Annotated in this window: 25 protein-coding genes; 14 read left to right on the top strand and 11 right to left on the bottom strand. The window is 70.5% G+C overall.

Annotation, left to right across the window (positions count from 1 at the left end):
• Positions 1 to 160 precede the first annotated feature (160 nt).
• The gene (locus tag H0523_RS25345) at positions 161 to 544 is read left to right on the top strand and encodes a c-type cytochrome (protein ID WP_054434142.1); all 384 of its coding nucleotides are present in this window, start codon (positions 161 to 163) and stop codon (positions 542 to 544) included.
• A gap of 6 nt (positions 545 to 550) precedes the next feature.
• Here the strand turns inward: H0523_RS25345 and H0523_RS25340 are convergent, their stop codons facing one another.
• Positions 551 to 1,219 carry an HAD family hydrolase gene (locus tag H0523_RS25340; protein ID WP_054434140.1) on the bottom strand — a complete coding sequence of 223 codons (669 nt, stop codon included), beginning with the start codon at positions 1,217 to 1,219 and terminating at the stop codon, positions 551 to 553.
• A gap of 73 nt (positions 1,220 to 1,292) precedes the next feature.
• Positions 1,293 to 2,501 carry an MFS transporter gene (locus H0523_RS25335; protein ID WP_054434138.1) on the bottom strand — a complete coding sequence of 403 codons (1,209 nt, stop codon included), beginning with the start codon at positions 2,499 to 2,501 and terminating at the stop codon, positions 1,293 to 1,295.
• A gap of 107 nt (positions 2,502 to 2,608) precedes the next feature.
• Here H0523_RS25335 and H0523_RS25330 point away from each other — a divergent pair, with 107 nt between their 5' ends.
• Positions 2,609 to 3,535 (top strand): LysR family transcriptional regulator, encoded by a 927-nt coding sequence (locus H0523_RS25330; RefSeq protein ID WP_054434136.1) that lies wholly within the window; start codon positions 2,609 to 2,611, stop codon positions 3,533 to 3,535.
• Here the strand turns inward: H0523_RS25330 and H0523_RS25325 are convergent.
• From H0523_RS25325 to H0523_RS25315, 3 genes are all read right to left on the bottom strand, one after another.
• Positions 3,511 to 4,305 carry a DUF169 domain-containing protein gene (locus tag H0523_RS25325; RefSeq protein ID WP_054434135.1) on the bottom strand — a complete coding sequence of 265 codons (795 nt, stop codon included), beginning with the start codon at positions 4,303 to 4,305 and terminating at the stop codon, positions 3,511 to 3,513. The genes H0523_RS25330 and H0523_RS25325 overlap by 25 nt on opposite strands.
• An 80-nt stretch (positions 4,306 to 4,385) precedes the next feature.
• Positions 4,386 to 4,814: a GNAT family N-acetyltransferase gene (locus tag H0523_RS25320; RefSeq protein ID WP_054434133.1), complete on the bottom strand. Its 429-nt coding sequence runs from the start codon at positions 4,812 to 4,814 to the stop codon at positions 4,386 to 4,388.
• Positions 4,815 to 4,895: 81 nt separating this feature from the next.
• Entirely contained in the window at positions 4,896 to 5,771 is an 876-nt protein-coding gene (locus tag H0523_RS25315; protein ID WP_054434131.1) for a LysR family transcriptional regulator, read from the bottom strand.
• A gap of 77 nt (positions 5,772 to 5,848) precedes the next feature.
• Here H0523_RS25315 and H0523_RS25310 point away from each other — a divergent pair, with 77 nt between their 5' ends.
• Positions 5,849 to 7,105 (top strand): retroviral-like aspartic protease family protein, encoded by a 1,257-nt coding sequence (locus H0523_RS25310; protein ID WP_082404754.1) that lies wholly within the window; start codon positions 5,849 to 5,851, stop codon positions 7,103 to 7,105.
• A 128-nt stretch (positions 7,106 to 7,233) separates the two neighbouring features.
• Positions 7,234 to 7,848, top strand: a complete 615-nt coding sequence (gene gstA, locus H0523_RS25305; protein WP_054434127.1) for a glutathione transferase GstA — start codon at positions 7,234 to 7,236, stop codon at positions 7,846 to 7,848.
• A gap of 88 nt (positions 7,849 to 7,936) precedes the next feature.
• Here the strand turns inward: gstA and H0523_RS25300 are convergent, their stop codons facing one another.
• Both H0523_RS25300 and H0523_RS25295 read right to left on the bottom strand, forming a co-directional pair.
• Complete coding sequence (locus H0523_RS25300; protein ID WP_054434125.1) at positions 7,937 to 8,698, bottom strand: DNA alkylation repair protein; 762 nt, start codon at positions 8,696 to 8,698, stop codon at positions 7,937 to 7,939.
• Positions 8,695 to 9,228 carry a MarR family winged helix-turn-helix transcriptional regulator gene (locus H0523_RS25295; protein WP_054434123.1) on the bottom strand — a complete coding sequence of 178 codons (534 nt, stop codon included), beginning with the start codon at positions 9,226 to 9,228 and terminating at the stop codon, positions 8,695 to 8,697. The genes H0523_RS25300 and H0523_RS25295 overlap by 4 nt, the downstream gene beginning before the upstream one ends.
• Positions 9,229 to 9,362: 134 nt before the next feature.
• Here H0523_RS25295 and H0523_RS25290 point away from each other — a divergent pair, with 134 nt between their 5' ends.
• Positions 9,363 to 10,172, top strand: a complete 810-nt coding sequence (locus H0523_RS25290; RefSeq protein ID WP_054434121.1) for a nucleotidyltransferase domain-containing protein — start codon at positions 9,363 to 9,365, stop codon at positions 10,170 to 10,172.
• Between the two features lie 11 nt (positions 10,173 to 10,183).
• The gene (locus H0523_RS25285; RefSeq protein ID WP_054434120.1) at positions 10,184 to 10,687 is read left to right on the top strand and encodes a GNAT family N-acetyltransferase; all 504 of its coding nucleotides are present in this window, start codon (positions 10,184 to 10,186) and stop codon (positions 10,685 to 10,687) included.
• A gap of 52 nt (positions 10,688 to 10,739) precedes the next feature.
• Here H0523_RS25285 and H0523_RS25280 read toward each other — a convergent pair whose 3' ends face one another.
• The gene (locus tag H0523_RS25280) at positions 10,740 to 11,546 is read right to left on the bottom strand and encodes an IclR family transcriptional regulator (protein WP_054434118.1); all 807 of its coding nucleotides are present in this window, start codon (positions 11,544 to 11,546) and stop codon (positions 10,740 to 10,742) included.
• A complete protein-coding gene (locus tag H0523_RS25275) occupies positions 11,543 to 12,175 on the bottom strand; it encodes a flavin reductase family protein (RefSeq protein ID WP_054434183.1) in 633 nt (210 codons plus the stop codon). The genes H0523_RS25280 and H0523_RS25275 overlap by 4 nt, the downstream gene beginning before the upstream one ends.
• A 227-nt stretch (positions 12,176 to 12,402) precedes the next feature.
• Between H0523_RS25275 and H0523_RS25270 the strand changes: the two genes are divergently transcribed.
• The 7 genes from H0523_RS25270 to H0523_RS25240 all read left to right on the top strand — a co-directional run bounded on the left by H0523_RS25270 (position 12,403) and on the right by H0523_RS25240 (position 17,620).
• The gene (locus tag H0523_RS25270) at positions 12,403 to 13,368 is read left to right on the top strand and encodes a Bug family tripartite tricarboxylate transporter substrate binding protein (protein ID WP_054434116.1); all 966 of its coding nucleotides are present in this window, start codon (positions 12,403 to 12,405) and stop codon (positions 13,366 to 13,368) included.
• 8 nt (positions 13,369 to 13,376) lie between these two features.
• On the top strand, positions 13,377 to 13,757 hold the full coding sequence (locus H0523_RS25265; protein WP_054434114.1) for a RidA family protein: 381 nt from the start codon (positions 13,377 to 13,379) through the stop codon (positions 13,755 to 13,757).
• Positions 13,758 to 13,766: 9 nt separating this feature from the next.
• Complete coding sequence (locus H0523_RS25260; RefSeq protein WP_054434111.1) at positions 13,767 to 14,639, top strand: amidohydrolase family protein; 873 nt, start codon at positions 13,767 to 13,769, stop codon at positions 14,637 to 14,639.
• A complete protein-coding gene (locus tag H0523_RS25255; protein ID WP_054434109.1) occupies positions 14,636 to 15,499 on the top strand; it encodes a fumarylacetoacetate hydrolase family protein in 864 nt (287 codons plus the stop codon). The genes H0523_RS25260 and H0523_RS25255 overlap by 4 nt, the downstream gene beginning before the upstream one ends.
• Positions 15,500 to 15,508: 9 nt before the next feature.
• Positions 15,509 to 16,291, top strand: coding sequence for a 2-oxo-hept-4-ene-1,7-dioate hydratase (gene hpaH / locus H0523_RS25250; RefSeq protein ID WP_054434107.1), 783 nt, complete (start codon positions 15,509 to 15,511; stop codon positions 16,289 to 16,291).
• 11 nt (positions 16,292 to 16,302) lie between these two features.
• Positions 16,303 to 17,079, top strand: a complete 777-nt coding sequence (locus H0523_RS25245) for an aldolase/citrate lyase family protein (RefSeq protein WP_054434104.1) — start codon at positions 16,303 to 16,305, stop codon at positions 17,077 to 17,079.
• Positions 17,080 to 17,140: 61 nt separating this feature from the next.
• The gene (locus H0523_RS25240; RefSeq protein ID WP_054434103.1) at positions 17,141 to 17,620 is read left to right on the top strand and encodes a DUF6882 domain-containing protein; all 480 of its coding nucleotides are present in this window, start codon (positions 17,141 to 17,143) and stop codon (positions 17,618 to 17,620) included.
• A gap of 80 nt (positions 17,621 to 17,700) precedes the next feature.
• Here the strand turns inward: H0523_RS25240 and H0523_RS25235 are convergent, their stop codons facing one another.
• On the bottom strand, positions 17,701 to 18,912 hold the full coding sequence (locus H0523_RS25235; RefSeq protein WP_054434101.1) for a citrate synthase family protein: 1,212 nt from the start codon (positions 18,910 to 18,912) through the stop codon (positions 17,701 to 17,703).
• A gap of 112 nt (positions 18,913 to 19,024) precedes the next feature.
• Here H0523_RS25235 and H0523_RS25230 point away from each other — a divergent pair, with 112 nt between their 5' ends.
• Positions 19,025 to 20,449, top strand: a complete 1,425-nt coding sequence (locus tag H0523_RS25230; RefSeq protein WP_054434099.1) for a CoA transferase — start codon at positions 19,025 to 19,027, stop codon at positions 20,447 to 20,449.
• Positions 20,450 to 20,471: 22 nt separating this feature from the next.
• Here H0523_RS25230 and H0523_RS25225 read toward each other — a convergent pair whose 3' ends face one another.
• Complete coding sequence (locus H0523_RS25225) at positions 20,472 to 21,698, bottom strand: SMI1/KNR4 family protein (protein ID WP_054434097.1); 1,227 nt, start codon at positions 21,696 to 21,698, stop codon at positions 20,472 to 20,474.
• Between the last annotated feature and the right edge of the window lie 573 nt (positions 21,699 to 22,271).

Here is a 22,271-nt window from a genome sequence, read left to right as displayed (position 1 = left end):
CTGCGTTCAGCGGCCCGACGCCGCCAGGCTCTAGAATGCGAGGCGCATTTTTTCGCGCCGCCCAGGATCCGGATTGGCTGGACTGCCGACGCAGGAAGCGGGCATGCCCTGGCGCCGCCGGAGCGCCCGCCCTGGACGCCGATCGAGACGACACGAGTACATGAAAACAAGAACAGCATGCTTCGCCGCGCTGGGCCTCTCCGCGCTGCTTCAAGCGCCGCTTGCCCACGCCGAAAACCTCAACGGCAAGAATCTCTTCCAGCAACGCTGCGCCATGTGCCACGGCGCCGACATCAAGGGCACCGGGCCCCTGGCCAGGAAGAGCAATCCGCCCACCCCGGATCTCACCACCGCCGCGTTCAGGAAGCGGCTGACCGACTATCCGGGCGTCATCGTGTCCTCGGTCATCCTGCGCCCCAACGGCGACCTGATTCCCAAGACCCTGCGCGAAAATGGCGTAAAGGTGCCGCCGCACGCCTGGACGGTCAAGGACTTCCGCGACCTGAACGAGTACATGACCGGCGTGATCGCCAAGAGCCGCTGACGCGGGCTAGATGATCTCCGACAGGCGCTGCAGGTCGCTGATGACCTCGAAGGCGCCTTCGTCCAGCAGGCGCTGGCGCTGGTCCGGCCCGTTGTGCGAGGCGCCGATATAGCCCACCGCCCGCATGCGCGCGGCCCGCGCGGCACGCACGCCCGGCACGCTGTCCTCGACCACCACGCATTCCAGGATGGCCGTGCGCATCTGCCGCGCGGCGAACAGGAACACATCCGGCGCCGGCTTGCCATGCGCCACCTGCGCCGTGCTGAACACATGCGGCGCGAACGCGTCCCACAGCCCCACCAGCTTGAGCGCCGCCTCCAGCTTGGGCGGCGTGCTGCTGGAGGCCACGCAATACTCGATGCCGCGCAGGCGCAAGGCCGCCAGGGTCTCAAGCACCCCAGGCAACGCCCGCAGCTCCCGCCGGAAGGTGTCCTGCAGGCGGTCGGCGTACTCGCGCGGGAAGTCCGGCGGCAGCGGCCGCGCGTTCTCTTCCTGCAGGGTCTGCCACATGTCGGCGTCGGGAATGCCGGCGAAACGCCGCGCGGCTTCCTGCGGCGTGATGGCGATGCCGTGTTCGGCCAGCGCGCGCGACTGGGCGCGGGCGGCGATGATTTCGCTGTCGATCAGGACGCCGTCACAATCGAAGATGACAAGGCGCGGGGCAGGCGTAGGCATAGGGACTCCACGGGATGCGAGCCCCCATGATAGGCCGTCCGCATGACAATCGACGCACCGGTCCCGGCGGCGGCTACAGGCGCGCGCCGTTCAGTCGACGCAACCGCCAGGCGACGGCCAGGCCGCCCAGCGCCGCGGCCGCCACGATCAGCGACGCCTGCGCCCAGCCATAGCGGTCGATCACCCCGCCCACCGTGACGGGCCCGATCACCTGCCCCAGGTTGCTGCCCATCATCACCAGCCCGACCGTGGCCGCCGTCAACGCCGGCCGCGGCGCCACCAGCGGCGCGGTGCCCAGCAGCGTCGCCGGGATGAGCCCGCCCACCGCCGAGAACAGCACGCACAGCAGGAAGGTCGGCATCGCCGGAAACACCGAGCGGAAGATCAGCAGCGCCACCACGCCCATCGCCACGCTGGCGCAGGCGATCAGCGTCGAGCGCCGCCAGCCGCGCGACAGCAGCACGCCCGCGCCCAGATTGCCGATGATGTTGGCGGCGCTGGCCGCGGCGCTGTACAGCCCCGCGGTGGCCAGCGGCAGCCCGAGCTTGTCCATCAGCAGCACCGGCAGGAAGGTGAACAGCGCGAAGAACATCAGGCTGTAGAGCGTGAACGAAGCCGCCAGCAGCATGGGACCGGCCGCGCCCAGCGTGTCCGTCGTGTCCTGCCGCAGCCCGTGCCATGACAGGCCGGCGCCGGCCGGCGTGGGCGGCGCCAGCGCGGCGATGCAGCCCAGCGCGATCACGGCGGCCGCGCCGGCGCACCACCAGTAGGCGTGCCAGTCGCCAAAGGCCTGCGAGGCCAGCATGGCGATGGCCATGCCCGCCGGCATGTAGCAGCTCCACAGCGCGAAGGCCAGGTCGCGGCTGGACGGCAGCACCAGGCGCTGCAGCGCCGCCGGGCCGGCCACCGTGATCAGCAGGAAGCCCAGGCCCTCGACCACGCGCGAGGCCAGCAGCACGCCATAGCCCGGCGCCAGCGCGCCCGCCGCCGTGCCCGCGGCCACCGTCGCCAGGCCCCACAGCAGCATGCGGCGCGCGCCGAAGCGCGCGATCACGCCGCCCGCCGCGATGCCGCCCAGCACGCCCAGGATCGAGAACACCGCCGTCAGCGTGCCGATCGACGCCAGGTCCAGCCCCAGGTCGCGGCGCAACAGCGGCGCCGCGATGATCACCTTGCCCACCTGCAGCGACGCCACCACCCCGGCGCCCACGATCGCCAGCACCGCTCCCCAACGCGTCGCCGCCGGCTGGCCGGCCTGCGCCGCGCTTTCCACCTTGTCCATCCTCGCCTCTCCTCGCTTGCAATGCCGCCAGCATGCCGGCCGGAACCGATTCTGATAAGTGATAATCTTTTGATGGAACCGATCTGAAAAATAGATCAGGACGCACGATGATAGACGCCCTCACCCTGGACCAGCTACGCGTGTTCGCCGCCGTGGCCGACACCGGCAGTTTCCGCGCCGCCGCCAAGCAGCTGTCGCGGGTGCAGTCGGCCGTCAGCCATGCCATCGCCAACATGGAAACCCAGCTGGGCGTGCGCCTGTTCGACCGTGGCGGCCATCGCCCGGTCATGACGCCGGCAGGCCAGGCGCTGCTGGCCAACGCCCGCGACATCCTGCTGCGGGTCGACGCCCTGCGCGCCCGCGCCCAGGGCCTGGGCGAAGGCGTGGAACTGGAACTGTCGCTGGTGGTGGACACCCTCTATCCCATCGCGCAGGTCGGCGCCGCGCTGAACCGCCTGCGCGCCATCTATCCCTCGGTGGCCAGCCGCGTCGCGGTGCTGCCGCTGGGCGGACCGATTGCCGCGCTGCTGGACGGCAGCCACCAGTTGGGCATCATCGCCGGCGAGCATTTCCGCCATCCGCGCATCGCGATCCAGGCGCTGTCCTCGGTGCAGATGGTGGCGGTGGTGGGCGCCGGCCATGCCCTGGCCGCGCGCGTCGCCGACGGCCCGCCACTGACCGCCCCGGACCTGGCCGACCATATCCAGGTGGTGCAGAGCGATCCGTCCAGCCTCAGCGCCGGCCGCGACTTCGCGGTGCTGTCGCCGCAGACCTGCCGCGTCAGCGGCCAGGACACCAAGCACGCGCTGATCCTGGCCGGCGTCGGCTGGGGCCGGCTGCCGCTGTGGCTGGTCGAGCGCGACCTGGCCGAGGGCCGGCTGCTGCGCCTGCCCACCGCCAGCCTGGGGCGCGGCAGCCAGGTGACCACCGAGGTCTACCTGGCGCACCGCATCGACCAGCCGCTGGGACCGGCCGCGCGCGCGCTGGCGGCGGCGCTGGCTCGGCCGCCTCAAGCCCGTGGCGGCTGCGCGTAGCTCACGCCCATGCCGGCGCGCACGTCGTTCTGGATGCCATACGGGGGAATCGGATAGCGCAGGCCATTGGCCGACAACGCCTTCATCCCTTCGATGGCCATGGGCAGATAGCGCGGCGGCAACGCCATCAGCATTTCCTCGTCGGGCACGCCGCCGTAGCGGCGCTCGGCGTAACAGGGCAAGGACAGGCTGGGCTCGCCGGTGGCCAGCGCCCGCCCCCAGGAGTCGGCACAGGCGGTCTCGCCGACCACGCTCCAGTCGAAGCGCCGGTAGTTTTTCCATTGCAGGCCGTTGATCAGAATGATCATCTGCCCTGGCGTCGCATAGATCAGGCAGATGTCGGGCGGGTCGAGCCGGCCCGAGGCCAGCGGCGACACCGCCAGGGCGCGGTACTTGCCCGCCGGCACACAGGACAGGGCTTCCTGGCGGGCGCGCGCGTCGGCCTCGGTGGCATGCCACACGCCGACGTATTCCTTGCCGCTGCGCCAGGCCTCGTCCTGCGGTCCCAGGCCGATCACGGCGCGGCATTGCGATCCGACCAGGTCGTCGCCGGTGATGCCCACCGTCCAGCCCAGCCGCGCCGCCATGCCGACGATCTGGTCGGTGGTGTGCGTGGCCTTGGGGCGCCGCAGCCCCTTCACGCCGGCCAGCGCCGCCTCGTCCTCGAACAGCTTCATGCCGATGACCGTGGTCTTCAGCCGCAGCAGCCGGTTCAGTTCATCGACCAACGCCGCCCAGTCGAGCGGCTTGTCTTGCGTTGTCTCTTCCATGCCCGTCCTTTGGACTTGTCGTTGGAACGGGCAAGACTACACGACAGCGGCGCGCCGGCGCCATGGCCGGCCGCCAACGCTCAGGGCCGGCAGGACTTCATCAGGTACTTGGGCGACTCTTCGTAGCCCTGGCGGTAATAGAAGCGGTGCGCGTCGACGCGGCGCTCGTGGCAATGCACCTCGATGCGGTCACAGCCACGGGCCAGCGCCAGGGCCGCGGCGGCCTCTTCCAGCGCCCGCCCCACCCCGCTGCCGCGGGCCGCGTCGCTGACGCAGAAATAAGTGATGCGGCAGAAATCGCCCGGCAGCGCCAGCTGCACCATGAAATGCAGGCCGATGAAACCGAGCAGCCGGTCGCCGTCCTCGGCCACCAGCAGTTCGGCGTCGCGGTGGCCCAGCAGGCGCTCGATCTTGTCCGGCACGAAGCCCGCGGTGCCGGGATAGCCCAGTTGGGCCAGCAGTTCAACGATATCGGCGCTGTCGCCGGCTTCTGCGTTGCGGATGATCATGTCGCCTCTGCCAAAAGACGCCGATCGTAGGCCGGCCCGATGTCGCCGCGATGACGGCGCTCGCAGGCCGGCGCCCGGGCTTCAGGCCCGGCTGTCATCCTGCCGCAACATCTCGAACAGGGCCAGCGCTGCCGGCAAGCCGGCGGCCTGCGGCGACGCCGCCAGCGCGAAACGCCGCCGCACCGGCGTCGCCAGGGGCAGCACCCGCAGGCCACGGCGGTTCTCAGGCAACGTCAGTTCGGGCACCAGGGCCACGCCGACGTTGTCGCGCACCAGCGCATAGGCGCTGGACCATTCCATGACCGTGGCGCGCACGTCGGCCAGCGCCAGGCCGGCGTCGGCCGCGACACTGGCCGCGTGCACGTTGCAACCGCCCGTGGCCAGCACGAACGGCTGCGCCGCCAGTTGCGCCAGCGCCACCGACGCGCCGCGCGCCAGCGGATGCGAGGCCGGCAGCACCGCGACCCAGTCGTCCTCGCCCAGCGGACAGGCGCCGCGGCGCGCGGGCGGATTGAGCACCACCCCCACGTCCACCGTGCCCGCTGCCAGCAAGGTCTCGATCTCGCTGTCGCTGGCTTCCAGCGGCACCACCTCGATGGCCGGATGCAATTGGCGAAAGCGCCGCAACACCGGCGGCAGGATGGTCGAGAACACCATCGGGAAACTGGCCAGCCGCAACACCCCGCCCGGCGCGCCGGACGCCTCGCGCCCCAAGGCCTGGATGCGGCCGTGCGCGGCCAGCATGGCGTGCGCCTCGTGCGCCACCCGCAGCCCCAGCGCGGTGGGTACGCTCTGGCGCCGTTCACGGGTGAACAGCGGCGCGCCCAGATGGTGTTCCAGCTGCGCGATGGCCTGGCTGGCGCCCGACTGCGTCATGCCCACCTGCTTGGCGGCATGGGTGATGTTGCCGGCGTCCACCACCGCCAGCAGCAAGCGCCAATGGATCAGGTTCATCATGGCAGGGAAAAGATAACGGATCGTCTCGAAACCGGAAATTCTACCGACACTCGCCCGCCCCCCCTGAATCGGCCGTGATGACCGCCGCGCCGACCGCAACGTCGCCACGGGTCTGTCTTTTGGCCTGCGTCCGCACGAAGTCATCAAAACGCTATGACGTTTCCCTAAACTTCCGCTCTTGCCCGATCATCAATGGAACACTGGAAATGCCGCTCGACCGGTCCGCCTTGCTCCAAGCGGTGCGCTTCGCCCTCATCGCCTCGGCCGTGATCGCAACGGGTTGTGATTCCTCCACCCCCGTCGCCCCGACGGCGCAATCCACGAATGCGCCGGACCCGCTGCGCGCCCCGCTCGAACGGCTGGGCATGCAAGGCATCGCGCGCGGCGACCTGGCCAAGGCCGAGATCCAGCGGGCCCTGCGGCAGCTGGCCACCACGCCGTGCAACAGTCAGGCCATGGGTGCCCTGGCGCCGCAGCTCAAGGCCATGGGTTACCGCAAGGAGGCGGCCCAGGCGTTGATCACGTTCGCCGACGAATGCGGCAATGCCGACGGCTTCCTGCTGTCCGCCGTGGGCGATCTGCTCGTGATCCGGGACTACCCCCAGGCCATCGCCATTTCCAACCGCCTGATCGCAGACCATCCCGCCGACACGCGCATGCGCTATACGCGAGCGCAGGCATACAGCCAGACTCAGCAATACGAACAGGCGCTGGCCGACTACCTGGAAGTGATTGCCCTGTCGCCCAATCCACGACGGCTGGCCTCCGGCGTGTTCACCGAGACCGCCCAAGCGCAGGCCAGACTCGGGCGCCATTGCGAAGCGGCAAGCACGGTGCGCATGTGGATGTCGCTGGATCCCTCGCGCACGCAAAACCCGCAGGGCAAGCGGCTCGTCGCTGAGTACGAGCGCCAGCGGGACTGCCCCGCCTCCTATGCCTCGGGCAAGGATACGTTCGCCCGCAAACCCGATCAGGTCATCCTGGCCTCGGTCGAAGTCAATGGCAAGAAAGGCACGTTCATCGTCGACACCGGCGCCAGCGTGGTTGCCATCACCCGCGCCTTTGCCGAGCGTGCGGGCATCGACTATCTCGGGGGCCGCAGGATCGCGGTACAGACGGCCAACGGCAACACCGATGTGCACACCGGCATGGCCAAACGCATCCAGATCCGTCAGGTCGCCGCCAGCCAGGTTCCGGTCGTGGTCCAGGCCGGCGCCGAATCCACGTTCGGTCCTGGCATCGACGGCTTGCTGGGCCAATCGTTCCTGTCCCGTTTCGACACCCACTTCGGACCCCGCCAATGGTCTATCGCCGTGCCGGCGACGGATGGCTGACATCGTGGGTGTGAATCAACCATCACAAATACTTATTTCTCATTTCTGAAGAAGTAATTTTACGAATATTCGGAATCGGTTGATCCTGGGCCTCCCCGTCCCAATCAGGACATCCCCGGACATTCCGCATGAAACTCTATTACGCTCCCGGCACCTGCTCGCTGTCGCCCCATATCGTGTTGCGCGAACTCGACCTGCCGTTCGACCTGGTCCGGGTCGACAACCGCAGCAAGCGCACCGCCGACGGCCGCGACTTCCTGGCCATCAATCCCAAGGGCTATGTGGCCGCGCTGGAAATCGACGGCGGCCAGGTGCTGACCGAAGGCCCCGCCATCAGCCAGTACCTGGCCGACCTGCGGCCCGAAGCCGGGCTGGCCCCGCCAGCCGGCAGCTGGGCCCGCAGCCAATTGCACGAATGGCTGAACTTCATCTCGGCGGAAATCCACGGCGGCTTCGGCCCGCTGTTCAATCGCGACCTGCCCGAGGCGGCGCGCGCGTGGTGGCAGGCGCGGCTGGAAAAACGCCTGGAACATGTCGCCACCGCGTTGCGCGAGCGACAGGCCCTGGTGCAGGACCGCTATGGCTTGGCCGATATCTACCTGTACGCGGTGCTGCGCTGGGCGCCGCAGCTTGACGTGGACCTGGCGCGCTGGCCTGCCCTGGAGGCATTCCAGCGCCGGATCGAATCCCGCCCCGCCGTGCAGGCCGCGTTGGCGGCCGAAGCGGCGGATGCCGATCGTTGAAACGCGTGACCGGCGCCGACCGCATCACGGCCGCGTCAGCCGTGCTGGACGCCAGGGCCTGCCAGCCCGGAAGGCGCCTCGCACAGCCCTAGGCGCCGATGGTGCGCAGCGCTCGCTGGCAGATGCGCTGCGTCGCCGCGACCGGGCTGTGCGTCAGCCAACGCGCACACACCCGCCTGACCCAGTCAGGCTGGTCCTTGCTGGCGTCGTTCAACCAGTTCGCCACCGAATCCTGCACGTAGACCGCCGCATCGGCGCGCATCGGCTCCAGCAGCGGCAACGCCCGCCCCGGGTCCGCCTTGAGCGCGGCGATGTGCGCGCACCAGACGCCGCGCGGCCGCAACGACTCGCTGGCAAAGCGGCGCAAGCGCTCGGACGGCAGCGTCGTCCACGCTTGCAGCTGCGTGATAGCCGCGTCCAGGTCGGCCGCCAGCGCCGGCCGCACGGCCAGCCAGGCCCATTCGCGCACCCCGAAATGCGCATCGTCGGCCAGCGGCCGGATGCGCGCCAGGCGCTGCGCCAGCGACAGGTCCGGCGCCGCCCCGATCATGAAACAGGCCCAGCCCCGCGCGGTGTCCGACGCCTGCGCCGCCATCCGCGTGAAGCCGGCCGGACCCAGCCCCTCATGCAGGATGCGCGCCGCCACCGCCATGCGCTTGGAGATGCCCAGCGCCGCCGCGGCCCGCATCGCGGCGATGCCATCGGCGCCGACCTCGGGCGCCAGCGCCTGCATCAGCAAGGCAAAGTCCACCGCCAGGCACTCGGTCAGGTGCGCGGCCGGCGCGCCCGCGTTCAGTTGCGCCAGGCGGCCCGCGCCGATGTCCTTGACGCCGCGGCGGGCGGCCGTCACGGTGTCTCTCCCGCCAGGGCGGCACGTCCGCTGTCGGTGCCGCGCCACACCTTCGCCAGCAGGTCGCCGAGCTGGCGCCGCTCGGCCTGCGACAAGGTGTCGAACAGCGCGCCGATCCACTGTGCATGTTCCTTGAACAGCCGCGCCGCCGCCGTCCTGCCCTTGGGCGTGAGCGTCACCGTGATCCGGCGCCGGTCGTCCTGGCCCGGCTGGCGCAGCGCGAACCCATCGCGCTCCAGTCCGTCGAGCAGGCCGGTCACCGTGGCGCGGGTCACGCCCGCGCGCGCCGCCAGTTCGTGCGGCGACAGCCCACCCGCCTGTCCGTGCAGCAGGAACAGCAGCACGAACTTGCCTTCCGACAACTGCCGCGGCGCCAGGCGCGCGGCGCAGTCGCGGTCGATGGCGCCGGCCAGGGCCAGCACCTGAAAGCACAGCTGGATGCCGTCGGACGAGGCCAGCCCGCGGCGGGCGGCCTCGTCCAGCAGCGCATGGTGCTTGGGTTCCAGCATGGCGGGAATGGCAGTTGGCATGGCGGGTCCGGCAGTTGATATGGCGGCATATGATAAGGCAGCTAATCATAACGGGCAAACGCGCCGGCAACGACAACGCGCCACGCATTCGCGCGCCTCGCGCACCCGCCTGGCGAAGTGCTAGCATCCAAAGCATGACCTCGATCCTGCACGCCCATCCCATCGATCCGGCCATCCGCGAACGCGTCATGGCGACCCTGGAACACATCGAACAGCGCCACGACGTGCGCGTCCTGCTCGCCTGCGAGTCCGGCAGCCGCGGCTGGGGCTTCGCCTCGCCCGACAGCGACTACGACGTGCGCTTCCTGTATGTGCACAAGCTGGACTGGTACCTGCGGGTGGCGCCGCAGCGCGACGTGATCGAGCTGCCGATCGACGACGAACTGGACGTGTCCGGCTGGGAATTGCGCAAGGCGCTGCAACTGCTGCGCGGCTCCAACCCCACCCTGTTCGAATGGCTGGACTCCCCCGTGCTGTACCGCCAGGACGACGCCGCCAGCGCCTGGCTGCGGCACTTCCGCAGCGAGTATTTCTCGCACATCAAGGGCCGTTGGCATTATGTCGCCATGGCCGGCCGCAACTTCCGCGAGTCGCTGCAGGGCGACACCGTGCGGCTCAAGAAATACCTGTACGTGCTGCGTCCCGTGCTGGCCGCGCAATGGATCGACAGCGGCCGCGGCATCCCCCCGATGCGCTTTGCCGACCTGGCCGATGCCATGGTCACCGACCCCGCGCTGCGCGACGAGATCAACGCCTTGCTGGCCATCAAGATGCAGGCCGGCGAGGCCGAGCACGGCCCGCGCTTCCCCTTGATCCACGCCTACCTGGAAACGACGCTGCCGGCCCTGGAGAAAGCGCCCTTCTTCGACCGGCCCGACGGCCAGACCGAACGGCTGGACCGGTTCCTGTATGAGGTCGTGACCGGCGCCCCGCTGACGTACTGAGCGCCGCCCCGATGCACACCGCCCCGGCCACCCCGAGCGTCACCCTGCGCCGCCTGCGCGCGGACGACGTGCCCATGATCCTGGCGCTCGAAGCCGACCCCGAGGTCATGCGCCACAGCACCGGCGTCAAGCCCGCCACGCAGGCGCGCCGCCAGGAACTGCTGGACTGGTTGAAGACGCCGCCGGATGACATCGGCCACTGGGCGGTGGTCGATCCCGACGGCGTGGCGGTGGGCTGGATCAGCCTGACACGGCTGGAGGACACCGGCGCGTTGCAACTGGCCTACCGCCTGCAACGATCGGCCTGGGGCCGCGGCTACGCCACCCAGGCCGCGCGCCAGCTCTGCGACTACGCCTGGCGCGCGCTCGACAGCGCGGAGCTGCTGGCCGTCACGTGGCCTGACAACCTGGGCTCGCAGCGCGTGCTGGACAAGCTGGGCTTCGCCTTCCGCGCCATCGAAACGCACTACGGCCGCGACACCCGCGTCTACGTGCTGGCGCGCCCGCAAGGCTGACCGCGGCCGGGGCTTGCCCAAACGCGGTGGACGTCCGAGGCCCCGCCTTGCTTCAACGCCGCCGCTCGCTCACCTCGGCATGGCGCCGCGCAATCGCCGCGGCCCGGTCGCGCATGCGCTCGACCACCTGCGCCAATCTGCCCCCGGCCAGGCGTTCGGCCATCGCCGTCACCGTCACCGCGCCCAGCGGCTCGCCGCTTTCGGTGCGGATCGGCAGCGCCACCGCGCTGGTGCCGGGCATCAGGCCGGCGGGCGCGTGCGCGATGCCGCTGGCGCGCGCCTGCGCGACCCGCGCCAGGATGTCATCGGCCCGCTCGCCCGCCACCGCCAGGCGCGCGGCATTGGCCTGCACAATGGCGGCGCTTTCGGCGTCCGGCAGGCATGACAGCAGCGCCACGCCCGACACGCCCAGGCCCAGCGGCCGCCGCACGCCGACCTCGATCGACAGCACCTGGATCGGATGATGGCCGGTCTTGCGGCCTATGCAGATCGAATCGTGCCCGTGCCGCACGCTCAGGAACACCGTGTCGCCAACCTGGTCGGCCAGTTCCGCCAGATACGGATCGGCCAGCGTCAGCAAGGGAAAACGGCGGGTGCGCGCCAGGCCGAGCAGGCTGATCTCCGGGCCGATCAGATAGCGGCGCGTGGCGGCGTCCTGTTCCACCGCGCCTTCCTGGATCAAGGTCTTGAGCAGCCGGTGCACGGTTGGCCGGTTCAGCCCCGACATGCGCTCCAGGTCGATCAGGCGCACGCCGCGCTCCTGGCCACAGGCCACCAGCCGCAGGATGGCCATGGCGCGGCGCACGGTCTGCGCGCCCGGCAGCGCCTCGTCGGCCTGGGCCGCGTCCGGCGCGCTCATGCCGCGTCCTTGTCCATGACGGACTTGGGCGTCTGGCGCAGCGCCCGCTTGGTCACCAGCGGCCCCAGCAAGGCGTAGTTCGGGCCGCCGATGCGGCAGACCGGGTCGAGCAAGGTGGTGTCGATCTTGCCGTCGCGCGCCAGGCCGTCGCGGATGTGGAACAGCTTGACCTCGCCCACGAAGAACTCCGCGCCGGTGTCGCCGAACGGGATCACGCTGTGCAGCGTGCACTCCAGGCTGACCGGCGCGGCCGCCAGCCGCGGCGTGGCGATCTGTTCGCCCGCCACCACCTCCAGCTGCAGCAGCTCGGCCTCGCTGACCTCGGGCGGGTGCTCCTCGGCGCTGGCGTGGATGGCGTCGAGCAGGCCGGCGTTGCCGATGTTCACCACGAAATGGCCGTGCTCCAGGATGTTGCGCGCGGTGTCCTTGCGCTGGCCGGCCTTGCGGCCGATATTGATGCCGAGCATCGGCGGCGTGTTCGAGACGAAGGTGAAGCAGCTGAACGGCGCCAGGTTGACCTTGCCGCCCGGCCCCAACGTGCTGATCCAGGCGATGGGGCGCGGCACCACGATGCCGCTCATGAGCTTGTAGGTCTGTTCGGGGCTGAGTTCCGGGGCGGCGATACGCATCAAAGGGACGTCCATATATTGAACCTGCCCGGCCGTCGAAAAACTGCGCCGACCGTGGCTTTCAGCGCATTTTCCCGGGTTTTCCGCCAGCTGGTGAATCCGGACAAACCTCGATTCGGCGGATAAGTCCAACATCCGGACTTTTTCGGATTTTTGGCGTTGTCGGCGCGCGGCCAAGTTCCTAGAGTCTCCCAAAACAACAACACACCCACCCACTGGAGACAACCATGACCCCGCTTGCAAAGGCTGGCGCCGCCCTGGCGCTGATGGCCGCGACCACGCTGGCCCACGCCGCCTGGCCCGACAAACCCGTGAAGATCGTGGTGCCCTACCCGCCCGGCGGCAACGTCGACGTGGCCGCGCGCCTGATCAGCCCCGGCCTGCAGGCCGCCTTCGGCCAGCCCTTCATCGTCGAGAACAAGCCCGGCGCCGGCGGCATGATCGCCGGCGAACAGGTGGCGCGCTCGGCGCCCGACGGCTACACGCTGTTCATGGCCGCCAACGGTCCGCTGCTGTTCAGCCCGCTGATCTTCAAGCGCCAGGCCTACAAGTGGGACAAGGATTTCGAGCCCATCAGCTCGGTGTCGTACACGCCGCTGGTGCTGCAGGTGCGGCCCGGACTGCCGGCCAGGGACCTGGGCGAATTGCTGGCGCTGGCCAAGAAGGAACCCGGCAAGCTCAACATGGCCTCGCCCGGTGCCGGCACCACCAACCACCTGGTGAGCGAACTGCTGCAATCGCTGACCGGCGCGCGCTGGACCACCGCGCAATACAAGGGCAACGCGCCCGCCACCACCGACCTGCTGGGCGGCCAGGTGGACTTCAACTTCGACCAGATCTCGGTGTCGCTGCCCTACATCAAGGAAGGCCGCACCCGCGGCCTGGCCGTCACCACGGCCAAGCGCGTGCCGTCGCTGCCCGACATCCCCACCTTCGCCGAGGCCGGCGTGCCGGGCATGGAAGCGGCCACCTTCACCGGCTTGCTCGCGCCCAAGGGCACGCCGCCCGAGGTGCTGGCGCGCCTGAGCCAGGCGCTGGCAAAGATCCTGAGCCAGCCCGAGATCATCCAGCGTTTTCAGGAACTGGGCGCCGACGCCCAGGCCAGCTCGCCCGCCGATTTCACCCGCTACCTGGCCGCCGAGGACGCGCGCTGGACGCCCATCATCGAGCGCGCGGGCATCACCGCCAACTAAGGTCCGCCATGACACGACAGAGCATCTACGCCGACGGCTTCAGCCACAAGAACCCCATCCCCGCCGCCTGCCGCGCCGGCAACATGCTGTATTCGGGCAGCATCCAGGGCACCGATCCCGCCACCGGCGCCTACGGCGACTCGCTGGAACGGCAGTGCGAACTGATGTTCGACCACGTGCGCCGCATCGTCGAAGCCGGCGGCGGCTCGCTGGCGCACATCGCCAAGATGACCGTGTGGATGCGCGACCGCACTCAACGCGCCGCGCTCAACGCCGTCTGGCTGCGCGCCTTCCCCGATCCCGCCGACCGGCCCGCGCGCCATACCATGCAGGCCGACCTGGACGGCGACAAGCTGATCGAATGCGACTTCGTCGCCGTGCTGGACTGAAGGAACGACATGCCGCAATACCTGCCCTTCAATCCGCATCCCACCGCCCCCGCGCGGCGCCTGCCGCCGGGCGCCTGCGACAGCCAGTTCCACGTGTTCGGCCCCGCCGACCGTTATCCGGTGCGCCCCGGCGCCGCCTATGAAATGCCCAGCGCCACCATCGAGACGGCGCTGGACCTGCACCGCCTGCTCGGCATCGCGCGCGGCGTCATCGTCCAGGCCACCACCTACGGCGCCGACCACCAGGTGGTGCTGGACGGCCTGGCCGCCGCCGGCCCCAACTATCGCGGCTGCGCCAACGCGCTGGTGCTGACCGAGCGCGACGACGCCTACATCGGCCGGCTGCACGACGCCGGCGTGCGCGGCGCGCGCTTCACCCGGCAGGGCCTGGGCATCAGCATGGAACCGGCCGTGTTCGAGCGCGCCATCGCCCGCATCCGCGAGCTGGGCTGGTACGCCAAGTTCCAGCCCGAACCCGACGGCATGATGGCCCAGGTGGCGCAGTTCGAGCGCCTGGACATCCCGGTGCTGATCGACCACATGGGCCGCGCCGACCCCGCCGCGGGCGCCGCCGACCCCACCCGCCGCGCGCTGCTGGAACTGCTCAAGCGCGGCAACTTCTGGGTGATGCTGTCGCTGACGGAAAAGCTGTCGCGCAGCGGCCCGCCCTGGGACGACGTGGTGCCGCTGGCGCAGGCGCTGATCGCCGCCAACCCCGACCGCGTGGTCTGGGGCAGCGACTGGCCGCACCCCGTGTCGGTCAAGCAGCCGCCCGACGAAGGCCGCCTGGTGGACCAGCTGGTCCGCTACGCCGGCGACGACGCCACGCTCAAGAAAATCCTGGTCGACAACCCGGCCCGCCTCTTTGGATTCGACGCATGAAATTCCTGTCTTTTGAACATCAGGGCCGCCCCGGCTTCGGCCTGCTGCGCGGCGACGCCGTGGTCGACCTGGGCGGGCAAGGCCACGCCGACCTGCAGGCGGCGGTGGCCGCGGGCGCCCTGCCGCGCCTGGCGGCGGCCGCCGAACGCCTGGACGCCACGCTGCCGCTGTCCGCGCTGACCCTGCTGCCACCCATCGCCAACCCCGGCAAGATCATCTGCGTGGGCGTCAACTACGGCCACCGCAACGAGGAATACAAGGACGGCAGCGCGCCGCCGCAATACCCCAGCGTGTTCCCGCGCTTTCCCGAATCGTTCGTCGGCCATGGCCAGCCGCTGCTGCGCCCGCCCGAATCCGAGCAGCTCGACTACGAAGGCGAAATCGCCATCGTCATCGGCAAGGCCGGCCGCCGCATCGCCGCCGAGGACGCCTGGTCGCACATCGCCGGCCTGACCTGCCTGAACGAAGGCACGGTGCGCGACTGGCTGCGCCACGGCAAGTTCAACGTGACGCAGGGCAAGAACTGGGATGCCAGCGGCTCCATGGGGCCGTGGCTGGTCAGCGCCGAGGCCTTCGATCCGCAGGCGCCGCTGACGGTCACCACCCGCGTCAACGGCGAGGTGCGCCAGCACGACAGCACCGCCAACCTGATGTTCCCGTTCGCCGAACTGATCCGCTACATCTCGATCTGGACCACGCTCAAGCCAGGCGACGTCATCTCCACCGGCACGCCCATCGGCGCCGGCGTGCGCTTCGATCCGCCGCGCTTTCTCAAGCCGGGCGACGTGGTCGAAGTCGAAGTCTCCGGTATCGGCACGCTCTCCAACCCCGTGGCCGACGAAACGGCCGCGCGCCCCTGAGGACACCCCATGTTGAACGACGCACAACGCCAACAGGCCGCCGCGCTGCTGATCGAGGCCGAACGCACCGGCGTGCCGACCACGCAGCTGGACCAGGCCTTTCCCGGCATCGAGATCGCCGACGCCTACGCCATCCAGCAGCACATCATCGCCCGCAAGCTGGCCGCCGGCGCGCGCCTGCGCGGCCACAAGATCGGCCTGACCTCCAAGGCCATGCAAAGCACCGTCGGCATCAACGAGCCCGACTACGGCCACCTGCTCGACACCATGTTCTTCCAGGACGGCGACACCATCGCCACCGAAAAACTGATCGTGCCGCGCGTCGAGGTCGAACTGGCCTTCGTGCTCGGCAAGCCGCTGCGCGGCCCTGACGTGACGCTGTTCGACGTGCTCGACGCCACCGACTACGTGGTGCCGGCGCTGGAACTGATCGACGGCCGCAGCAAGTATCCGCGCCGCATCGTCGACAACATCGCCGACAACGCCGCCTGCGCCGGCATCATCCTGGGCGGCCGTCCGGTCAAGCCGCTGGACGTCGACCTGCGCTGGGTCGCGGCGCTCCTGCTCAAGAACGGCGTGATCGAGGAGTCGGGCGTGTCGGCCGCGGTGCTCGGCCATCCGGCCATGGGCATCGTCTGGCTGGCCAACAAGCTGGCGGCGCACGACACCGGACTGGAAGCCGGCCATATCGTGCTGGCCGGCTCGCTCACCCGCACCGTGGCGGTGGCCAAGGGCGACACCATCCATGCCGACTACGGCCCGCTGGGCAGCATCTCGGTGCACTTTTCCTGACGAGGCCGACGATGCAACTTCCCGCCAATCCCTTCAAGCGCGCGCTGCGCGAACAGCGCCACCAGACCGGCCTGTGGGTCACGCTGGCCAACCCCAACAGCGCCGAGCTGGTGGCCGGCTCCGGCTTCGACTGGCTGCTGCTGGACACCGAGCACTCGCCCGCGCTGCTGCCCACCGTCATGGCGCAACTGCAGGCGGTGGCCCCCTATCCCACTCACGCGGTGGTACGGCCGACCTGGAACGACAACCTGCAGATCAAGCGCTACCTGGACATCGGCGCGCAGACCCTGCTGCTGCCCTATGTGCAGAACGCCGACGAGGCGCGCCAGGCCGTGGCCGGCACGCGCTACGCGCCGCGCGGCGTGCGCGGCGTCGGCGGCACGGTGCGCGCCACCCGCTACGGCCGCGTCGCCGACTACATGCGGCATTGCGAAAGCGAGCTGTGCCTGCTGATCCAGGCCGAGACCGGCGAAGCGCTGGAGCAGCTGGAGGCCATGGCCGCGGTCGACGGCGTCGACGGCATCTTCATCGGTCCGGCCGACCTGGCCGCCAGCCTGGGCTATCCGGGCGAGCCCGGCCACCCGCGCGTGGTCGCCGTCGTCGAAGCCGCCATCGCCCGCATCCGCCAGGCCGGCAAGGCGCCCGGCGTGCTCACGGTGGACGAAACCCTGGCGCGCCGCTACATGGCGGCGGGCAGCCTGTTCACGGCGGTCGGCGTGGATGCCGCCCTGCTGGCGCGGCATTGCGACCAGCTGGCGCAACGCTTCGCGTCGCCGGGCGCCGGCTGACGGCGCCAGGGGCGAGCTTTGCGGGTACGCTATCGACTTTCCATCACCCGCGAAGCCCCGCATGTCCGACACCACCCAGCCCTTCGACGTTTCCGCCTACATCGCCCAGAGCCTGGAAGGCATGCGGGCCGCCACCTCGGCGCACTGCGCCACCTGGCACCTGGACGAGGCCGAGCAATGGTCCGTGGACATGGACAGCGGCCTGATCGTGTTCCAGCTGCCCGGCGGCATCACCGCCCACGCGCCGGTGCAGATCGTCGGCACGTCCAACAGCGAGGACGGCAGCTTTCTGTGGGGCTGGGACCACCCGTCGGTGCCGGCCGAGCTGGCCGAACACGCCCAGCTGGCGCTGGCCTTCGGCCAAGCCCATGGCCTGGAGGCGTACACCCACCGCAAGGTGCCCTGCGACGACGCCCAGGCCTGGGAATTCACCGCCGTCGCCATGCGGCTGGGCGAGGCCAGCGGCTCCTACCGCGCCCAGGCCTCGGAAACCGCCCACGTCTGGATGACGTTCGGCCAGGTCACCCTGTCCCAGGCCTGACGCCCGCGGCGCGCGCCGGGCCGGGTTGCGTCCGGCGACGCTGACACGACAGCACGCCTCGTCAGCGCCGGCGGCCTCGGTCAAGCCGCGTCGGGATGCACGCCGGTATAAGCCGCGCGCGGCCGGATCAGGTCCTGGCTGCCGCGCTGCTCCAGCCCGTGCGCCAGCCAGCCGATGGAGCGCCCCAGCGCGAACAGCCCGAACGCCGCTCCCGGTGGCAGGCCAAGATGGCGGCGCACCGCCACCAGCGCGAAATCCACCGACGGCCGCTGCCCGACCAGATCGAAGGCCTGTTCGACCAGCGCCTGCCAGTCGGGACGCCGCGGCAATATCCTCGCCAGCAAGGCGCTGGCGCGCGGGTCGCCGGCGGGATAGAGGTGATGGCCGAAACCCGGCAGGTCTTCCCCCCGCGCCAGCCGCTCGCGCAGGCCGCGCGCCAGCCGCCGGCCGCCATCCGCGTCGGCATCGCCGCGCTCGAGCTCGTCCCACATCGCCTCGCCACGCGCCGTGGTGCCGCCGTGGCGCCCGCCCGTCAGCGCCGCCAGGCCGCCGACGATTCCCGCGCGCAGGCTGGCGCCGGTGGACGCGATGCAGCGCGCGGTGAAACTGGAGGCGTTCAATTCATGGTCGGCGCACAGCACCAACGCCATCCGGATCAGGTCCGCGCCGGCCGCGTCCACGCCCCAGGCGCGGGCGCATTGCGCGTGGATCGGCGCATCGTCCGGCGCGGCCTGCAACAGGCAGGCCGCCAGCGTGCGCACCAGGGCGCCGCACCCCTGCGCCTGGCGCTGCGTCGAGCGCTGCCACAACGCGGTCGCGTCATCGTCGCTGGCCGCCGTGAACAAGGGCAACAGCGCGGCCTCGGCGCGCTGGCCGCGATACCGCGCGAACAAGGCCGCCATGTCCGGCGGCAGCGCCGGCGCGGCAGCGCCGAACGCCATCGCCTCGTCGCATTGCCACAGGTGCGCCGCCACCGCCTCCACCGAGCGCGCCCCGGCCAGCGCCACCGCGTTCTGCCCGCGATAGAACAGCTGCCCGTCCTCGATCAGCGTGATGGCGGACTCCAGCACCGGCAGCCCCCAGTTCAGCGTCGCCTTGGCCACCTCCTTCGGCTTGCGGCCGCGCGTGCGCTGCGCCGCCAGGCGCTCGACATCCTCGGCCAGATAACGGCTTTCACGCGGCGTGGCGCCGGCTTCGGCATGCAGCAGCCCGCGGCTCACGTAGGCGTACAGGGTCTGGCGCGACACCCCCAGGCGGGCGGCCGCAGCGGCGGAAGTCAGGTAGTTCGGCATGAGTAGAAGCGCAAGCGCGGATATCGAAAATATTGATTAACTTAATCAATATTGACAATTAATTCCATAAGAATAATCCTGACGACATTGCCCGCCTTCAAGGAAGTCCGCCATGTCCGCCCCCGACCACCCCGCCGCCCCCTGCCCCGCCACCGCCGACTATCTGCGGCAATTCTGGCTGGCGGCCGGCGGCGATCCCGCCCATCTGTCCCGGGTCGGCGTCACCGGCCATGGGGCGCTGCCCTCGGCCTTCGCCGTCACCGAGTTCGCCACCGCCGCCATCGGCGCGGCCGGCCTGGCCCTGGCCGAATTCGCCGCCGCCGGGTCGGGCGCCCCAGGCGCCCCCGGCGCCATCAGCGTCGACCGGCGCCTGGCCTCGATCTGGTTCGGCACCACGCTGCGTCCCATCGGCCGGGACGCCCCGCCACTGTGGGATGCCGTGGCCGGCGACTACCGCGCCAGCGACGGCTGGATCCGCCTGCACACCAACGCGCCGCACCATCGCGACGCCGCCCTCGCGGTCCTGGGCGTGGCGGCCGACCGCGACGCGGTCGCCCAGGCCGTCTCGCGCTGGCGCGCCGACGAACTGGAAGCGGCCGTGGTCGAACGCAACGGCTGCGCCGCCGCCATGCGCGACCTGGACGCCTGGGCCCGGCACCCGCAAGGCCGCAGCGTCGGCGCCGAACCGCTGCTGCATCGCGCCGCCGCGCCCGCCAGCGCCCGTCCGGACTGGCGCCCGACGCGTCAACGCCCGCTGCAAGGCCTGCGCGTGCTGGACCTGACCCGCATCCTGGCCGGACCCGTCGCCACCCGCTTCCTCGCCGGCTATGGCGCCGACGTGCTGCGCATCGACCCGCCCGGCTGGGAGGAGCCCGGCACCGTGCCCGAAGTCGTGCTGGGCAAGCGCTGCGCGCGCCTGGACCTGAAATCCGCTGCGGATCTGGCCACGCTCGAACGCCTGCTGAGCCAGGCCGACGTGATGATCCACGGCTATCGCGCCGACGCCCTGGCCCGCCTGGGCCTGGACGCCGAACGCCGCCGCCAGCTCAACCCGGCGCTGATCGACGTGTCGCTCGACGCGTATGGCTGGAGCGGTCCGTGGCAGGGACGCCGCGGATTCGACAGCCTGGTGCAGATGAGCACCGGCATCGCCGATGCCGGCATGCGCGCCAAGGGCGCCGACCGGCCGGTGCCGCTGCCCTGCCAGGCCATCGACCACGCCACCGGCTACCTGATGGCCACGGCCGCCCTGCGCGGCCTGACCGAGCGGCTGGCCACGGGCGCGGGCGGCAGCGCCCGCGCCTCATTGGCCCGCACCGCCAAGCTGCTGGTGGCGCATCGCGGAATGCTGGAAGGCGGGCCGGCATTGGCCGCGGAAACGGCAGCCGACTGGTCCGCGGCGATCGAGGAAACCTCGTGGGGCCCGGCCCGGCGCGTCAGGCCGCCGATGCGGATCGAGGGCACGCCGGAGTCGTGGGATTATCCGGCGAGCGCGTTGGGTTCGTCCGACGCAACCTGGCGGGACGGCGTGCGCTAGGGAACCACGACGCGCGACGGACTCAAAGCACGAACGCGCGCAGGTTCGCGACCCGCTCGGCCAAGCCGTCCGCACCCAGGTAGTGGCCCAGCTTGCCCGCGCGCACGCGGCGCAGGTCTTCCTCGTAGCGCGTCAGCATGGCGTCGCGCGCCTCGGCATACGCGGCCGCGATGCCTTCGCCTGCGACGGCGACGACCTGGCGCGCGACATCCGGCGCGCCACAAGCCACGCAACGCGCCACGCCGAGGCCGTCGGCCCGCGCGCCGCGCGCCAGCAACTGCGCCACCAATTCGGCGGGCGGCTGACGATCGAACCGGTGCAACGCGTCCGCGCTGACCGGCGCACCGGCCCGCAGCAACGCCTGCGCCGCCGCGTAGGCGTGCTGCATCAACGCCACATCCAGCGCCGTGGCGCTGCCACGCAACGGCTGGCCGAAGTCCATGCCCTGCGTGGCCAATTGCGCGACCAGGGCGCCATCATCGTTGGCCAGCGCATGCCGCAGGGCCAGATTGGCCAACCGCGGCGACTGCCCCAGCGTCCCGGCCGCCAACGGCCCGCGCCAATCCACCAACGCGCGCCGGTAGAACGCCGTCAGCTTGTCCGCCAACGCCTGCGGCATGCCATGATCCGCCACGCGCTCGTCCAGATACTCCAGCACGCGCACGCCCGTGCTGTCGGGGTCCTCGGGGTCTTCCTCCAGGCACAGCTCGGCAAACGCGCCGCGCAGATCGGCCGCGATCGTCGCGATGCCGTCCTGCTGCAATGTATGGGTCCAGCCCGGCAGGCCCTGCTTCCAGGCGACGATGCCGCCAGCGTGGCCGCCCGGCCCCACCTGCACATAGATGCGATCGCAGTATTCAAAGCCGCCGATCGGCAGATAGCGCAGCTTGCCGTCCCAGGCCTCGCCGCTTTCCTCGGCGGCCTCTTCGGCGCATTCCTGCTCGTGTTCGATCCAGCCCGCCAGGTCGCGGTATTGGTCGCTGCCGTCATAGAACAACTCGGACCAGCTGAGGGCCTCTTCGTTGCCGTCCATCTGTGCATGCAGGTCGTAAGCCAGTTCACCGCCGGCGGTCAGGCGCCACAAGTCGCGCAGCGCGTCGGGCAAGGGGCCGGCGCAGATCGCTTCGATCTCGGCGATGCGAGTCTCGCTCATCGGCGGCTGGACCGCGATGAGGACGCGGTCGGCGAACAGGGCGATGCCGTGCTGTCGGAGGGCCTGGATTTCGTCGGCGGAAAAGTGCTCGCTCATCTTGGATGCTTTCTGGAAAGGACTGCTCGGATTCTACTTGGGCGTGGCATCCGCCGGATGCACATGCGGATCCGCGGCCGACGCATGCTGCTTGCCCTTGCCTTGCGATGAAGGGGCGGCGCCGTAGATAGGGATCAATTGATGGAACCGGAGTTTCCCGGGCGTGGTTTTCCAGTGAAAGACTTTCAGGACATACATGAGCGGGAACAGACCGAAGACAGGACGAACGCGTCGGCCGGAGGTGCCTGGGGCCTGGCGCGGGGTGGCGGGTGTTTCGCAATGCGTGATTGCCCGCCCAACTTAGCCAACGCCCTGCCGGCAGACGATAGGAACGGGTCCGAGAAACCGGCGCCGTCGCGCCCGCGGCGAGCCGCTAGCCCCAATCGCGGACGAAGTCCCCTGCCGCCGCGCCGGTGGTAGATTGGCGATATCCACGAACCGGAGCGGCGGTGATGACGGCATCCTCATGGACGGACTGATCCAGGCCGCGGCCCGCGCGCTGGCTGCCGGCGACCCGCTGGCCGCGCTGGGCCGGGTGGCCTTGCGCGACGATGCGCCGGCCCTGGCGCTGCG

The organism is Achromobacter insuavis, from assembly GCF_902859645.1.
Lineage (GTDB): Bacteria > Pseudomonadota > Gammaproteobacteria > Burkholderiales > Burkholderiaceae_B > Achromobacter > Achromobacter insuavis.
The sequence above is the reverse complement of the archived record's forward strand: the minus strand, read 5'-3'. Positions and strand labels throughout refer to the sequence as shown.